This window comes from Pseudaquabacterium terrae (assembly GCF_013266755.1).
Lineage (GTDB): Bacteria > Pseudomonadota > Gammaproteobacteria > Burkholderiales > Burkholderiaceae_C > Pseudaquabacterium > Pseudaquabacterium terrae.
In genome coordinates this window covers 231299-246950 of the sequence record NZ_JABRWJ010000002.1, presented here as the reverse complement: position 1 = coordinate 246950, position 15652 = coordinate 231299, and the positions used below count along the sequence as shown (strand labels likewise).

The following is a 15652-nucleotide window of genomic DNA, read 5'->3' as shown; positions in this document are numbered from 1 at the left end:
TGTAGCCTTCGGCGGTGATAGGCGTGGCGTGCATGTGGCGGCGATGCTGTGTTGGGCGGGTTTCAGCGCGGCTTCGGGAACGCTCAGCCGATGATTCAATTGTTTCAGGCGATCCAGCCGGCGGCCGGCCACAGGGCCAGCAGCGCCACACCGAGGGTCACGGCGTACAGCGCGGCGGATGCCTGGCGGCCGGCACCTGCCGGCGGCGCGGCTCGCTCATCCGCCGGCAACAGGTCCTCGGCGAAGGCTTCGCTGCGGTACAGCCAGCCCGGCAGCGCGAGCTCGTCGCCATCGCCCTGCTGCAGCGCAGCAGCGACAGCCGGTTGCGAAAGGGTGGCGGTGCTGACCATGGGGCTCTCCTCGGGGTGACTGGCAGCCAGTGTCGGCAGCCCCGGTTTCAGCCAGCCTTCGGTGCTCGCCCGGCGCCGTTTCGTTTGTTGCGCTGCAGCGGGCCCGACCCTTGCTACGTCCAAAGTCAACTGCGGCCGGTTCGTGATCCTTTTCAGTTGCTCTAGATGGCCGCAGTCTGCTGCAATGGAAACGCTGACCAGCGGGAGCGCCCCATGCCTGACCTGCCCCCCGAATCGACCTCGACCGAGCTGGTCCCGGTCGCCCGTGCGCCGCACCGCGGCGGCATCCCGATCGCCAGCATGCGGCGCGTGTACCGCTGCGAAGAGGTCGAGCGCCGGCTGACCAAGCTGCCGCCGAAGGAGCACGAGTCGCTGCGCAGCACCTATGAGCGCATGCTCGAAAAGGGGGCGGAGCGCTTCCAGGTGAAGCCTTCCGGCTTGCCGGCGATGGATCACCTGTACGAGGAGCTGCCGAACTTCCACGACGCGCTCGACGACATCCGCCGGCAGCTTGCGCTGTGCCAGGACAGCCGCGACGCCCTGGAAATCACGCCAATGCTGCTGCTCGGCCCGCCCGGCGTCGGCAAGACGCACTTCGCGCGCGAGGTTGCGCAACTGCTCGGCACCGGCATGGGCTTCGTCTCGATGAGCTCGCTGACCGCCGGCTGGGTGCTGTCGGGCGCCTCGTCGCAATGGAAGGGCGCGCGGCCGGGCAAGGTGTTCGAGACGCTGGTCGACGGCCAGTACGCCAACCCGGTGATGGTCATCGACGAAATCGACAAGGCGCGCGGCGAACATGCCTACGACCCGCTCGGCGCGCTGTACAGCCTGCTCGAGCACGACACCGCGCAGTGTTTCGTCGACGAGTTCGCCGAGGTCGCGGTCGATGCGAGCCAGGTGATCTGGGTCGCGACGGCCAACGACGAGCGGGCTATTCCCGAGCCGATCCTCAACCGCGTCAACGTCTACGAAGTGCAGATGCCCGACCGCGACGCCGCGCGGGTCATCGCGCTGCGGCTGTACGCCGGCATCCGCGGCCATCACCACTGGGGCCAGCGCTTCGAGCCCGAGCCGGGCGAGGCGGTGCTCGAGCGGCTGGCCGAGCTGGCGCCGCGCGAGATGCGGCGCGCGTGGATGACGGCCTTCGGCAATGCGCGGCTCGACGGGCGCGACCGCATCGAGCTGAAGGATCTGCCGGAAGCGCATGGCAAGCGCTCGCCGATCGGCTTCATGCAGTAGACACGCACTCCTATCATCGGCGGATGGCCAGTCCTTTCGCCGATCGTCTCGTCATCGCGCTGAGCTCGCGCGCGCTGTTCGACTTCGAGGACGAGAACCGCATCTTCGAGGCGCACGACGACCGCGCCTACATGGAACTGCAGCTTGCGCGGCTGGACACGCCGGCGCGGCCCGGCGTCGCGTTCTCGCTCGTCAACAAGCTGCTGGCCTTCAACGCGCCGGGCGCGCCGCAGGTCGAGGTGGTGATCCTGTCGCGCAACGATCCGGTGTCGGGCATGCGCGTCTTCCGCTCGTGCCGGCACTACGCGCTGGCGATCGAGCGGGGCGTGTTCACGCGCGGCGCGCCGCCGTGGCGGTATCTCAAGCCGCTGGCGGCGCAGCTGTTCCTGTCGACCAACGACGCCGACGTGCGCTCTGCCCTCGATGCCGGCGTGCCCGCGGCGCGCGTGCTGCCGCACAGCGCGCGCGCCAGCGACCACCACCCGCGCGAGGTGCGCATCGCCTTCGACGGCGACGCGGTGCTGTTCTCCGACGAGGCCGAGCGGGTCTACCAGCGCGACGGGCTCGACGCGTTCCAGCTGCACGAACATTCGCAGGCCGCGACGCCGCTCGCCCCCGGCCCGTTCAAGCCGCTGCTGGCGGCGCTGCACAAGCTGCGCGAAGCGGCCGACCCGGCCGGCATGCGCATCCGCACCGCGCTGGTCACCGCGCGCAGCGCGCCGGCGCACGAGCGCGCGATCCGCACGCTGATGGACTGGCACATCGAGGTCGACGAGGCGATGTTCCTCGGCGGCCTGCCGAAGGGCGAATTCCTGCGCGAGTTCGAGCCCGACTTCTTCTTCGACGACCAGACGCGCCATGTCGACGGCGCGGCGCCGCACGTGCCCGCCGGCCACGTCGCGGCCGGCGTCGCCAACCTGCGTTGACCTCAGCCGCGCCGATTCGGCACTAGGGTTTCGGTCCGTCGTCGATCGAATAGGTGCGCAAGCCGCCGAGATCCAGCACCCGCAGGCCGCCGTACTCGATGCGGATCAGCCCGTCGGCCTGCAAGGCGCGCAAGGCCTGGTTGACACGCTGCCGCGACAGCCCGACCAGGTAGGCCAGCTCCTGCTGCGTGATGCGCAGCAGCGTGCCGACGCCGGGATAGAGGATCGGGTGGAACAGCGATGCCAGGCTGTGCGCGACGCGCGCATCGGGATGGTTGAAGCGGTCGATCTCGCGCACCGCGATGAACTGGCCCAGGCGCTCGTTCAGCTGGCTCATCACGAAGCGGTTGAACGGGATGCTGCGGTCGAGCAGCGCGTGGAACTCGTCGATCGGCAGCCCGGCCACGGTGCTGCGGCGCAACGCCTCGATGTCGTAGCGGTAGACCTCGCGCTTGAGCAGCGTGCCTTCGCCGAACCACGCGCCGGGCGGGATGCCGGTGAACGTGATCTGCCCGCCGCGCTTGCTGTCCTTGCTCATCTTCAGCAGGCCTTCGACGACGCCGAACCAGTAGGTGGGCGCGCGGCCTTCGCGGCAGATGCGATCGCCCGGCTCGGCATGCGCGACGACCAGCGTCGCGGCGGTGCGGCGCTGGTCGTCGGCGTCGAGCACCTTCAGCCAGGGAATGGTTTGCAGCTCGGCCTGGGACGGCGAACGGGCGCGTTCGCGCAGCGATGTGGCTACCACGGGAAACTCCGCTCGGGTCGGACCCTAGGATTGTCGTTGGACCGACATCTCGACGTCAAACTTGTCCCTAGCATCTGCGTCCAACGAGGGCTCGGAAATGGCCGGGCAACTCGTGCCGAAGGAGCTGCCGGTGCAAACGACCTTCCCCCGCCTGATGCTGGACCACGCCCGTGAGCGCCCGCAGGCCGCCGCGTTGCGCGAGAAGCTCTACGGCATCTGGCAGACCGTCACGTGGGGACAGCTGGCAACGCTGGTGCGGCAGCTCGCCTGCGGCCTGGCCGAGGCCGGCGTGCGGCGCGGCGATCACGTGGTCGTGATCGGCGACAACCGGCCGCGCCTGTATGCCTCGATGCTCGCGGCGCAATCGATCGGCGCGGTGCCGGTGCCGCTGTACCAGGACGCGGCGACCACCGAATTCGTCTTCCCGGTCAACAACGCCGAGGTGCGCTACGCGATCGTCGAAGACCAGGAGCAGGTCGACAAGCTGCTCGAGATCCGCCCGCAATGTCCGCAGCTCGCGCGCATCTGGTACGACGATCCGCGCGGCCTGCGCAAGTACGGCGAGCCCGGCCTCGAGGCGCTCGATGCGCTGATCGCGAGCGGCACTGCGCGCAGCCAGCGCGAGCCCGGCTTCTACGACGCCCAGGTCGGTGCCGGCCAGCCGCACGACGTCGCGGCGATGTTCTTCACCTCCGGCACCACCGGCCATCCGAAGGGCGTCGTGCACACGCATTTCACGCTGCTCGACCGCGCCAACGCCGGCAAGAGCTTCGACAAGCTGACGGCCGATGAAGAAGTGCTGGCCTACATGCCGCCGGCGTGGGTCGGCCAGAACATCTTCAGCTATGCGCAGTGGCTGGCCTGCGGCTACGTCGTCAACTGCCCCGAGTCGGCGGCCACGGTGACGATCGATCTGAAGGAGGTCGGCCCGACCTACTACTTCGCGCCACCGCGGATCTTCGAGGGCCTGCTGACCAGCGTGATGATCCGCATGGAGGACGCCGGCGCGTTCAAGCGCTGGTTGTTCCATCGCTGCATGGCGGTCGCCAAGCGCGTCGGCCCGGCGCTGATGGACGGCAAGCCGGTCAGCGCAACAGACCGGCTGAAGTGGCAGCTCGGCGACCTGGCCATCTTCGGCCCGCTGCGCAATACGCTGGGCTTCTCGCGCGTGCGGGTCGCGTACACCGCGGGCGAGGCGATCGGGCCCGACCTGTTCACCTTCTACCGCTCGATCGGCATCAACCTGAAGCAGCTCTACGGCTCGACCGAGACCGCGGTCTTCGTCTGCCTGCAACCCGACAACGAAGCCCGGGCCGACACCGTGGGCGTGCCGATCGAGGGCGTGCAGATCAAGTTGGCCGACTCGGGCGAGATCCTCGTCAAGTCGCCGGGGCTGCTGAAGGAGTACTACAAGAACCCGGCCGCTACCGCCGAGGTGCTGACGCCGGACGGCTGGTACCACACCGGCGATGCCGGTTTCATCGATGCCGGCGGGCACCTGAAGATCATCGACCGCGCCAAGGACGTCGGCCGCATCGTCGGCGGCGCCAACGACGGCGCGATGTTCGCGCCCAAGTACGTCGAGAACAAGCTGAAGTTCTTTCCGCAGATCAAGGAGGCGGTGGCCTTCGGCGACCAGCGCGCCTCGGTCTGCGCCTTCATCAACATCGATTTCGACGCGGTGGGCAACTGGGCCGAGAAGAACAACCTGCCGTATGCCGGCTACACCGACCTGGCGCAGAAGCCCGAGGTCTACGCGCTGATCCGCGACTGCGTCGAGAAGGTCAACGCGGACCTGAGCCAGGACGACCGGCTCGCCGGCAGCCAGATCAGCCGCTTCCTGATCCTGCACAAGGAGCTCGATGCCGACGACGGGGAATTGACCCGCACGCGCAAGGTCCGCCGCGGCACGATCGGCGACAAGTACAAGGTGCTGGTCGACGCGCTCTACGGCGGCAGGACCGAGCAGTTCATCGAGACGGCGATGAAGTTCGAGGACGGCCGCACCGGCTCTGTCTCGGCGACGCTGAAGATTGCCGACGTCAAGACTTTCCCTGCCGTTCGGAGGGCTGCATGAGCCCCCGCCCGGCCGTTCCGAAGGGGGCTCGCACCGCAGTGCGAAGCACGGAGGTTTCCCAATGAGTGCCACCACCGCATACGCGACGCTAACGGCTGAAAGCCCCGTCGCCGCCAACGACGACGCGACGCTGCAGCCGGTGCGCGCGCCGGGTGCCGTGATCCTCGACGTGCGCAACATCTCGCTCGCCTTCGGCGGCGTCAAGGCGCTCACCGACATCAGCTTCGACGTGCGCGAGCACGAGGTGCGGGCGATCATCGGCCCGAACGGCGCGGGCAAGAGCTCGATGCTCAACTGCATCAACGGCGTCTACGCGCCGCAGCACGGCTCGATCAGCTTCCGCGGCCGGACCTTCAACCACATGAACTCGCGCCAGGTCGCCGAAATGGGCATCGCGCGCACGTTCCAGAACCTGGCGCTGTTCAAAGGCATGAGCGTGATCGACAACATCATGACCGGCCGCAACCTGAAGATGAAGTCGAACATCTTCCAGCAGGCACTGCGCATCGGCGCCGCCGAGCGCGAGGAGATGCAGCACCGCGAGTTCGTCGAGCACATCATCGATTTCCTCGAGATCCAGGCCTGGCGCAAGACGCCGGTCGGCCGGCTGCCCTACGGGCTGCAGAAGCGCGTCGACCTCGGCCGCGCGCTGGCGATGGAGCCGCAGGTGCTGCTGCTCGACGAGCCGATGGCCGGCATGAACGTCGAGGAGAAGCAGGACATGTGCCGCTTCGTGCTCGACGTCAACGAGGAGTTCGGCACGACGATCGTGCTGATCGAGCACGACATGGGCGTCGTGATGGACATCTCCGACCGCGTCGTCGTGCTCGACTACGGCAAGAAGATCGGCGACGGCACGCCCGAAGAAGTGCGCCGCAACGAGGACGTGATTTCCGCGTACCTCGGCACCTCCCACTGAGCAGGCATCGACCATGGGCTTCTTCCTCGAAACCTTCATCGGCGGCCTGATGAGCGGCATGCTCTACGGCCTGGTCGCGCTCGGCTTCGTGCTGATCTTCAAGGCCAGCGGCGTCTTCAATTTCGCGCAGGGCGCGATGGTGCTGTTCGCGGCGCTGGCGATGGCGCGCTTCTCCGAATGGATCCCGAAGCTGCTCGGCCTCGACAACCGCTTCCTCGCCAACCTGCTGGCCTTCGTCGGCGCGATGCTGGTGATGATCGCGGTGGCCTGGTTCATCGAGCGGCTGGTGCTCGGCAAGCTGGTCAACCAGGAGGGCGTGACGCTGCTGATGGCCACGCTGGGGATCACCTACTTCCTCGACGGCTTCGGCCAGACGATCTTCGGCAGCGACATCTACAAGATCGACGTCGGCCTGCCGAAGGAACCGATGTTCCTGATGGAAAGCCTGTTCCCGGGCGGCGTGCTGATCAACAAGGAAGACCTGTATGCCGCGGTGATCGCCGCCGCGCTGGTGATCGTGCTGTCGCTGTTCTTCCAGTACACCGGCACCGGCCGCGCGCTGCGCGCGGTGGCCGATGACCACCAGGCGGCGCAGTCGATCGGCATCCCGCTCAAGCGCATCTGGGTCATCGTCTGGTCGGTCGCCGGCTTCGTCGCGCTGGTCGCCGGGATCATCTGGGGTTCCAAGCTCGGCGTGCAGTTCTCGCTGTCGGTGCTGGCGTTGAAGGCGCTGCCGGTGGTGATCCTCGGCGGCCTGACGTCGGTGCCCGGCGCGATCATCGGCGGGCTGCTGCTGGGCGTCGGCGAGAAGCTGTCCGAGGTCTTCGTCGGCCCGCTGGTCGGCGGCGGCATCGAGATCTGGTTCGGCTACGTACTGGTGCTGCTGGTGCTGCTGGTGCGGCCGCAAGGCCTCTTCGGCGAGAAGATCATCGATCGGGTCTAACCCACGACATACCCGGAGACCCGACATGCTCTACCGCGAAAACGGCCAGTTCAAGACTTCGTACCGCGCCGACCAGCAGATCTTTCCGATCCTGCAGGACCGCATCGTGATCGCCGGCCTGCTGGTGCTGGCCTTCGTGGCGGTGCCGCTGCTGGCCGACGAGTACCTGTTGCGCGCGATCCTGATCCCGTTCCTGATCCTGGCGCTGGCCGCCCTCGGCCTCAACGTCCTGGTCGGCTACTGCGGGCAGATCTCGCTCGGAACCGGCGCCTTCATGGCCGTGGGTGCCTATGCCGCGTACAACCTGCAGGTCCGCATCGATGGCACGCCGCTGCTGGTGTCGCTGCTGTTCGGCGGCCTGTGCGCCACGGTGGCCGGCATGTTGTTCGGCATTCCTTCGTTGCGCATCAAGGGCCTGTACCTCGCGGTGGCCACGCTGGCCGCGCAGTTCTTCTTCGACTGGGCGTTCCTGCGCATCAAATGGTTCACCAACTACGCCGCGTCGGGCTCGGTGGCCGTCGCCGACCTCAACGTCTTCGGCATTCCTGTCGTCTCGCCGGTGCAGAAGTACCTCTTCTGTCTGGTCGTGGTCGTCGTCTGCGCACTGCTGGTCAAGAACCTGGTGCGCGGTCACATCGGCCGGGAATGGATGGCCATGCGCGACATGGACGTGGCCGCCGCGGTGATCGGGATCCGCCCGATCTACGCCAAGTTGAGCGCGTTCGCGGTGAGCTCCTTCGTCGTCGGCGTGGCCGGCGTGATGTGGGGCTTCGTCTACCTCGGCTCGTGGGAGCCCTCGGCCTTCTCGATCGACCGTTCGTTCCAGCTCTTGTTCATGATCATCATCGGCGGCCTGGGCTCGGTGATGGGCAGCTTCTTCGGCGCCGCGTTCATCGTCGTGCTTCCGATTGCGCTCGACCGCCTGTTGCCGGTGGCCGGCGCCGCGGTCGGGCTGGCGGTCGACACCGCCACGGTCTCGCATGTCGTGCTGATGATCTACGGCTCGCTGATCGTGTTCTTCCTGGTGGTCGAGCCGCATGGCCTGGCCCGTCTTTGGTCGATCGGCAAGGACAAGCTGCGGCTGTGGCCGTTCCCCCACTGAGTTCAACCAAGCACCGTCGCGTGCGCAACCCGGAGACAACAATGACACCGACAACCTTGCTCAAGGCCGCCGCGCTCGCGGCAGTGGCCAGCGGTGCGCTATTGGGCGCTTCCGCCTCCTTCGCGCAGGCCAAGGAGCAGTTCATCCCGATGCTCAGCTACCGCACCGGCCCGTTTGCGCCGAACGGCGTTCCATTCGCCAACGGCTACGCCGACTACCTGAAGCTGGTCAACGTCAAGGGCGGGATGAACGGCGTCAAGATCCTCGTCGAGGAGTGCGACACCTCGTACGCGACCGACAAGGGCGTCGAGTGCTACGAGCGCCTGAAGGGCAAGCACGGCGGCGCATCGCTGGTCGAGCCGCTGTCCACCGGCATCACCTTCGCGCTGACCGAGAAGGCGCCGAACGACAAGATTCCGATCATCACGACCGGCTACGGCCGCGCCGACAGTGCGGACGGCGCGGTGTTCAAGTGGAACTTCCCGCTGCTGGGCACCTACTGGTCGGCCGCCGACATGCTGGTCAACTACGTCGGCAAGAAGGAAGGGGGCGTGGCCAACCTGAAGGGCAAGAAGATCACGCTGGTCTATGCCGACCACCCGTACGGCAAGGAGCCCATTCCTTACCTGCAGGAAGCCAGCAAGATGCACGGCTTCGAGCTGACGCTGCTGCCGGTGGTGCTGCCCGGCATCGAGCAGAAGTCGACCTGGCTGCAGATCCGCCAGAACCGGCCCGACTACCTCTTCCTGTGGGGCTGGGGCGTGATGAACTCAGCCGCGATCAAGGAAGCTGTCGCCACCGGCTACCCGCGCGAGAAGATGTACGGCGTCTGGTGGGCCGGGGCCGAACCCGACGTCAAGGACGTCGGCGCCAGCGCCAAGGGCTACAACGCGTTGACGCTGCAGCATGGCGCCGAGCCGAACGCCAAGGTCATCAAGGACATCCTCGAGGCGGTGCACGGCAAGGGCCAGGGCACCGGCCCGAAGGAGGAGGTCGGCTCGGTGCTGTACACGCGCGGGGTGATCGCGGCAATGCTCGGGACCGAGGGCATCAAGCGCGCGCAGGAGCGCTACGGCAAGGGCAAGGTGATGACCGGCGAGCAGGTGCGCTGGGGTCTCGAGAACCTCGCGCTCGACCAGAAGAAGCTCGACGCGCTGGGCTTCGCCGGCGTGATGCGTCCGGTCTCGACCAGCTGTGTCGATCACCGCGGCGACTCCTGGGCGCGGATCCACACCTGGGACGGCAGCAAGTGGCAATTCACGTCCGACTGGCTGCAGGCCGACGACTCGGTCCTGAAGCCGATGGTCAAGGCTTCGGCGGACAAGTACGCGAGCGAGAAGAAGCTCACGCGCCGCACGCCGCAGGATTGCCAGAGCTGACGTCCTTGACCTGACCGCGAGGGCTCCGACGGTGGAGCCCTCGCTCGAGAAAGAGCCCAAGCATGAGCCCGCACGGCCGCCCGAAGGGCGAATACCGGAGGGCGCAGCCCGAAGGTACCCCAATGAGCACGACGACCCTCCTGAACGTCAACGGCATCGAGGTCATCTACAACCACGTGATCCTGGTGCTCAAGGGCGTCTCGCTGCAGGTGCCCGAAGGCAAGGTCGTCGCGCTGCTGGGCGGCAACGGCGCCGGCAAGACGACGACGCTGCGCGCGGTCAGCAACCTGCTGGCCGGCGAGCGCGGCGCGGTCACCAAGGGCTCGATCGAATTGCGCGGCGAGCGCATCGAGGCGCTGTCCACCTCCGAGATGGTCGACCGCGGCGTGATCCAGGTGATGGAAGGCCGCCACTGCTTCGCGCACCTGACGATCGAGGAGAACCTGCTGACCGGCGCCTACACCCGCAAGGACGGCAAGGCGGCGGTGCAGCAGACGCTCGACAAGGTCTACAACTACTTCCCGCGCCTGAAGACGCGACGCGGCTCGCAGGCCGCCTACACCTCGGGTGGCGAGCAGCAGATGTGCGCGATCGGCCGCGCGCTGATGGCCAACCCGAAGATGGTGCTGCTCGACGAGCCGTCGATGGGCCTGGCGCCGCAGATCGTCGAGGAGGTGTTCGAGATCGTCAAGGACCTGAACACCAAGGAGCGCGTGACCTTCCTGCTCGCCGAGCAGAACACCAACATCGCGCTGCGCTACGCCGACTATGGCTACATCCTCGAGAACGGCCGCATCGTGATGGACGGCGTGGCCAAGGACCTGCGCGAGAACGAGGACGTCAAGGAGTTCTACCTCGGCATGGGCGGCGGCGACCGCAAGAGCTTCAGAGACGCCAAGAGCTACAAGCGCCGCAAGCGCTGGCTGGCCTGAAGGAGCCGCGAACATGAGCGACGACTTCTTCGCACTGCCGCCGTTCAAGCCGGCGGAGGCCCTCGGACTCTTGAAACGCAGCCTGCGCGACCTGCGCACGCTTTCCGAGCGCGGCGACGGCTACGAGTTGAAAGGCTCGCGCGTGATCGAGCTCGAGGCGGACGACAAGACGATCACTGCGCGCCTGGCCAGACGCCCGATGCGCGGCGGGACGCCGGAGTGGGACCGCTTCGTGCTTGGCGCCAGCCCGGACGTGCGCAAGTTCACCGACGAAGTCAAACGCCGGCTCGCGCGCTGGACCGAGGAGGACCGATGAACCCGTTTTTCGACGCGCTGGAGACGCGCGATCCGGCGGCGCGCGAAGCGGCGCTGCTGGCCGCGTTGCCGGGCCAGGTCGCCCAGGCGCAACGTGGGAGCCCGGCGATGGCCGAGCTGCTCGACGGCATCGACGCCGCCACGATCACCAGCCGCGCGGCGCTGGCGCGACTGCCGGTGCTGCGCAAGCACGAGCTGCTCGAGCGCCAGAAGGCACGCCGCGCGGCCGATCCTTTCGGCGGTTATTCGGCGATCGGCTGGCGTGGGGTCGCGTCGGGTCGCGGCGCGCGGCGCGTATACCAGTCGCCCGGCCCGATTTACGAACCCGAGGGCACCGCCGGCGACTACTGGCGCATGGCGCGCGCGATCTACGCCGCCGGCTTTCGCGAAGGCGACCTCGCGCACTGCAGCTTCAGCTACCACCTGACCCCCGCCGGCGCGATGATGGAAGCCGGCGCGCACGCCGTCGGCTGCACCACCTTCGCCGGCGGCATCGGCAACACCGAGCTGCAGCTGCAGGCGGTGGCCGACCTGAAGCCGCACGGCTACATCGGCACGCCGAGCTTCCTGAAGATCCTGGTCGAGAAAGCCGGCGAGCACGGCGTCGGCATCGGTTCGTTGCACAAGGCGATGGTCGGCGGCGAGGCCTTTCCGCCGTCGCTGCGCGACTGGCTGAGCGAGCGCGGCGTCGAGGCCTTCCAGAGCTACGCCACCGCCGATGCCGGCCTGATCGCCTACGAGACGAGCGCGCGCGAAGGGCTGGTGCTCGACGAGTCGGTGATCCTCGAAATCGTGCGCCCCGGCACCGGCGAGCCGGTGAACGACGGCGAGGTCGGCGAGGTCGTCGTCACGGTGCTGAATCCCGACTACCCGCTGGTGCGCTTCGGCACCGGTGACCTGTCGGCGGTGCTCGCGGGCGCGTGCCCGAGCGGCCGCACCAACATCCGCATCAAGGGCTGGCTCGGGCGCGCGGACCAGACGGCCAAAGTACGCGGCATGTTCGTGCACCCGAGCCAGGTCGCCGAGATCGTGCGCCGCCATCCCGAGGTGGTGCGCGCGCGCCTGGTCGTCTCGGGCGAGATGGCCAACGACCGCATGACGCTGCGCGCCGAGGTCGCGAACGCGCCTGACGGTCTCGCCGCGGCGATCGCCACCAGCATCCGCGACATCACCAAGCTGCGCGGCGAGGTGGAGTTCAGTCCCCCCGGCGCGCTGCCCAACGACGGCAAGGTGATCGAGGACGCGCGCAGCTACAACTGAGGCCGGCGCCGGGCTGACATCGGGCAGCGCAACGCAGCGCGAGGCCACCGGTTGACTAGGTAGTTCCCGACAGTCGAAGGCAAGGCGTCACTCGTAGCATCTCCTTCCCCACCGTCCCGCAATACCAGGAGACCGAGATGAAGAAGCTGCTGCTCGCCACCGCACTGTCCACGCTGGCCGGTGCCGCATTCGCCGAATACCCGGAGAAGCCGATCACCATCGTCGTGCCCTTCGCGGCCGGCGGCCCGACCGACAAGGTCGCGCGTGACCTCGGCGAGGCGCTGCGCACGAAGATCAACCAGGTCATCGTGATCGAGAACGTCGGCGGCGCCGGCGGCACGCTCGGCGCATCGAAGGTCTCCAAGGCCGCACCGGACGGCTACACGCTGCTGCTGCACCACATCGGCATGGCGACCTCGCCGGCGCTGTACCGCAACCTGCCCTTCAAGACGCTCGAGGACTTCGAGTACCTCGGCTTGATCAACGAAGTGCCGATGACCGTCGTCGGCCGGCCGACGCTGCCGGCCAACAACTTCGCCGAGCTGATGAAGTGGCTCGAGGCGAACAAGGGCAAGGTCAACCTCGCCAACGCCGGTCTGGGCGCCGCATCGCACCTGTGCGGCCTGCTGTTCCAGCAGAGCGTGAAGATCGACATGACGACCGTGCCGTACAAGGGCACCGCGCCGGCGATGAACGACCTGCTCGGCGGCCAGGTCGACATCATGTGCGACCAGACCACCAATACCAGCGGCCAGATCGAGTCCGGCAAGATCAAGGCCTTCGCGGTGACAACGACCAAGCGCCTCACGACGCCGACGCTGGCCAAGCTGCCGACGCTCGACGAGTCCGGCATGAAGGGCTTCAACGTCTCGATCTGGCACGGCCTGTACGCGCCCAAGGGCACGCCGAAGGCTGCGCTCGACAAGATCAACACCGCGTTGAAGGCCGCGCTGAAGGACCCCGAGTTCATCAAGCGTGAAGAGGCGCTCGGTGCGGTGGTGGTCACCGACAACCGGGTCAACGGCGCCGACCACAAGAAGTTCGTCGAGGCCGAGATCAACAAGTGGGGCCCGGTCATCAAGGCCGCCGGCCAGTACGCCGACTGATCGAGACCCGCCCGACCGGCATGGGAGCCGGTCAGGCGATCCGGATCGGGATCGTCACCGGTCCATCGTTGATCAGGCCGACCTGCATGTCGGCCCCGAATTGCCCCGCCGCCACCTGCGGGTGGCGCACGCGGGCGAGCTCCAGCACCTTGTCGTAGAGCTGCCGGCCGAGCTCCGGCCCGGCGGCACCGGTGAAGCTCGGGCGGTTGCCGCCCGAGACATCGGCGGCCAGCGTGAACTGGCTGACGATCAGCAAGCCGCCGGCCACGTCGGCGACGCTGCGGTTCATCTTGCCGGCCTGGTCGCTGAAGATGCGCAGCTTCAGCAGCTTGTCGACGAGCTTCGCGGCCTGCTGTTCGGTATCGCCGGGTTCGGCGCAGACCAGCACCAGCAGCCCGGCGCCGATCGCGCCGACCACCTCACCGGCAATCTCGACCCGGGCCTCGGCGACCCGCTGCACCAGCGCGAGCACCTGTGAGTCAGCGGGAAGCGGCGGCCTTGTCCAGCCGGGCCAGCTCGATGCGCAGGAAGTCGCCGGCCGGAATCTGGCGGCCGTCCGCCAGGCGCACCCAGTAGAGCTGGCCGGTGGTCGACGAGCGGCTCGCCAGGCGTTCGATGAAGTCCTCGGCGGTCTTGATGTCGTCGCCGTAGTGCTTGAGCTTGCCGCGCAGGAAGCTCACCGCCGTGTCGGTGTCGTGCTCCTGCCCGTTGCGCACCAGGCGCATGTCGCGGCGTGAGCCGATCATCGCCAGCAGCCGCTCGATGCGCGCCATCTCGGCCGCCGACGGACCGGCCTGTGCTGCGCCGGCCAGGCCGGAAATCAGGGCGCCGAGCAGGCAGCAGACGCCGCGGCGGCCGGTGAGTAGGGACATGACAGCAATTTTGCGGGACCGTGACAAGGTCGGATCGCCGCAGAAGCAAGGGGTTTCCCGTGCTTCGGGCGTTCAGGCGCTCAGCGTCACTCGCGCGAACTTGCGCTTGCCGACCTGCACGACGCACGTGCCAGCCTCGACCTTCAACCCGCGATCACTGACCACCGCGCCGTCGATGCGCACGCCGCCCTGGTCGACCAGCCGCAAGGCCTCGCTGGCCGAAGGCGCCAGGCCGGCCAGCTTCAACAGCGTGCCGATGGCCAGCGGCGCACCGCCCAGGCTCACCTCGTCGATCTGGTCGGGAATGCCACCACGCGCGCGCAGCTCGAAGTCGCGCTCGGCGCCGTCGGCCGCCGCCGCGCCGTGGAAGCGCGTGACGATCTCGCGCGCCAGCAGCACCTTGGCATCCTTCGGGTTGCGCCCGTCCGCGACCTCGGCCTTCAGCGCCGCGATGCGTTCGGCCGGCAGGAAGCTCAGCAGCGTGAAGTAGCGCCACATCAGCGTGTCGCTGATCGACAGCAGCTTGGCGAACATCGTGTTCGGCGCTTCGGTGATGCCGATGTAGTTGTTCTTGCTCTTCGACATCTTGTCGACGCCGTCCAGCCCCTCGAGCAGCGGCATCGTCAGGATGCACTGCGGCTCCTGCCCGTGCTCCTGCTGCAGGTGGCGGCCCATCAGCAGGTTGAACTTCTGGTCGGTGCCGCCGAGCTCGAGGTCGGCCTTCAGCGCGACCGAGTCGTAGCCCTGCATCAGCGGGTACAGGAACTCGTGCACGCTGATCGGGGTGTTGGCCTTGAAGCGCTGGTGGAAGTCCTCGCGCTCCATCATCCGCGCCACCGTGTACTTCGCCGCCAGCTGGATCATCCCGCGCGCGCCGAGCGGATCGCTCCACTCGCTGTTGTGGCGCACCTCGGCGCGCTCGATGTCCAGCACCAGCGCGAGCTGATCGAAATAGGTCTTGGCGTTGGCCTCGATCTGCTCACGGGTCAGCGGCGGCCGGGTCGAATTGCGGCCCGACGGGTCGCCGATCATCGACGTGAAGTCGCCGATCAGCGGAATCACCGTGTGCCCCATGTCCTGCAGCTGGCGCATCTTGTGGAACACCACCGTGTGGCCGAGGTGCAGGTCGGGCGCCGTCGGATCGAGGCCGAACTTGATGCGCAGCGGCTGGCCGGTGGCCTCGGATCGCGCCAGCTTGCGCAGCCACTCGTCGGCCGGCAGCAGCTCCTCGCAGCCGCGCAGCGTGATCGCCAGCGCCTCGCGCGCGCGGTCGCTGATCGGAAACTGCTGCGCCGACGCAACACTACTTGAATGGGGGGTTGACATATGCCTCGAGATTGCCGGTATACGGGGTTTTACGCGGTGTAACCCGGCACCCGGTGGTTATACTGCCGCCTCGCCTGCGGGCCTCGGCCTGGTCGGCCAGGCTCTCTCCTTCTGGGGCGAGCGGTCCACGATTCTAGTGGCCCCTCCCCGCAGCCTCCTGT

General features: G+C 67.8%; 16 protein-coding genes. 11 read left to right on the top strand and 5 right to left on the bottom strand.

Going from position 1 to position 15652, the window contains the following annotated elements; genetic code table 11:
* Nucleotides 1-104: 104 nt before the first annotated feature.
* Entirely contained in the window at nt 105-350 is a 246-nt protein-coding gene (locus tag HLB44_RS06220; RefSeq protein ID WP_173121695.1) for a hypothetical protein, read from the bottom strand.
* A gap of 213 nt (nt 351-563) precedes the next feature.
* On the opposite strand from HLB44_RS06220, the gene HLB44_RS06215 reads away from it, so the two are divergent.
* Both HLB44_RS06215 and HLB44_RS06210 read left to right on the top strand, forming a co-directional pair.
* The gene (locus HLB44_RS06215) at nt 564-1589 is read left to right on the top strand and encodes an AAA family ATPase (RefSeq protein WP_173121694.1); all 1026 of its coding nucleotides are present in this window, start codon (nt 564-566) and stop codon (nt 1587-1589) included.
* 23 nt (nt 1590-1612) lie between these two features.
* Complete coding sequence (locus HLB44_RS06210) at nt 1613-2515, top strand: 5'-nucleotidase (RefSeq protein ID WP_173121693.1); 903 nt, start codon at nt 1613-1615, stop codon at nt 2513-2515.
* Between the two features lie 22 nt (nt 2516-2537).
* Here HLB44_RS06210 and HLB44_RS06205 read toward each other — a convergent pair whose 3' ends face one another.
* Nucleotides 2538-3260 (bottom strand): cyclic nucleotide-binding domain-containing protein, encoded by a 723-nt coding sequence (locus tag HLB44_RS06205; protein WP_173121692.1) that lies wholly within the window; start codon nt 3258-3260, stop codon nt 2538-2540.
* 130 nt (nt 3261-3390) lie between these two features.
* Between HLB44_RS06205 and HLB44_RS06200 the strand changes: the two genes are divergently transcribed.
* The 9 genes from HLB44_RS06200 to HLB44_RS06160 all read left to right on the top strand — a co-directional run bounded on the left by HLB44_RS06200 (nt 3391) and on the right by HLB44_RS06160 (nt 13293).
* A complete protein-coding gene (locus HLB44_RS06200; RefSeq protein WP_173122232.1) occupies nt 3391-5337 on the top strand; it encodes an AMP-binding protein in 1947 nt (648 codons plus the stop codon).
* Nucleotides 5338-5398: 61 nt separating this feature from the next.
* Nucleotides 5399-6256, top strand: coding sequence for an ABC transporter ATP-binding protein (locus HLB44_RS06195; protein WP_246312100.1), 858 nt, complete (start codon nt 5399-5401; stop codon nt 6254-6256).
* Nucleotides 6257-6269: 13 nt separating this feature from the next.
* A complete protein-coding gene (locus HLB44_RS06190) occupies nt 6270-7199 on the top strand; it encodes a branched-chain amino acid ABC transporter permease (protein WP_173121691.1) in 930 nt (309 codons plus the stop codon).
* Nucleotides 7200-7224: 25 nt separating this feature from the next.
* Entirely contained in the window at nt 7225-8301 is a 1077-nt protein-coding gene (locus HLB44_RS06185; RefSeq protein ID WP_173121690.1) for a branched-chain amino acid ABC transporter permease, read from the top strand.
* Nucleotides 8302-8342: 41 nt separating this feature from the next.
* A complete protein-coding gene (locus HLB44_RS06180) occupies nt 8343-9680 on the top strand; it encodes an ABC transporter substrate-binding protein (protein ID WP_173121689.1) in 1338 nt (445 codons plus the stop codon).
* Nucleotides 9681-9802: 122 nt separating this feature from the next.
* Entirely contained in the window at nt 9803-10612 is an 810-nt protein-coding gene (locus HLB44_RS06175) for an ABC transporter ATP-binding protein (RefSeq protein WP_173121688.1), read from the top strand.
* A gap of 13 nt (nt 10613-10625) precedes the next feature.
* On the top strand, nt 10626-10928 hold the full coding sequence (locus tag HLB44_RS06170) for a hypothetical protein (protein ID WP_173121687.1): 303 nt from the start codon (nt 10626-10628) through the stop codon (nt 10926-10928).
* Entirely contained in the window at nt 10925-12187 is a 1263-nt protein-coding gene (locus tag HLB44_RS06165) for a phenylacetate--CoA ligase family protein (protein WP_173121686.1), read from the top strand. The genes HLB44_RS06170 and HLB44_RS06165 overlap by 4 nt, the downstream gene beginning before the upstream one ends.
* A gap of 137 nt (nt 12188-12324) precedes the next feature.
* Entirely contained in the window at nt 12325-13293 is a 969-nt protein-coding gene (locus tag HLB44_RS06160; protein WP_173121685.1) for a tripartite tricarboxylate transporter substrate-binding protein, read from the top strand.
* Nucleotides 13294-13324: 31 nt separating this feature from the next.
* Here HLB44_RS06160 and dtd read toward each other — a convergent pair whose 3' ends face one another.
* From dtd to tyrS, 3 genes are all read right to left on the bottom strand, one after another.
* Nucleotides 13325-13765, bottom strand: coding sequence for a D-aminoacyl-tRNA deacylase (gene dtd / locus HLB44_RS06155; protein WP_173121684.1), 441 nt, complete (start codon nt 13763-13765; stop codon nt 13325-13327).
* A gap of 7 nt (nt 13766-13772) precedes the next feature.
* Entirely contained in the window at nt 13773-14165 is a 393-nt protein-coding gene (locus HLB44_RS06150; RefSeq protein WP_173121683.1) for a DUF5329 family protein, read from the bottom strand.
* 72 nt (nt 14166-14237) lie between these two features.
* Complete coding sequence (gene tyrS / locus HLB44_RS06145; RefSeq protein WP_173121682.1) at nt 14238-15491, bottom strand: tyrosine--tRNA ligase; 1254 nt, start codon at nt 15489-15491, stop codon at nt 14238-14240.
* Between the last annotated feature and the right edge of the window lie 161 nt (nt 15492-15652).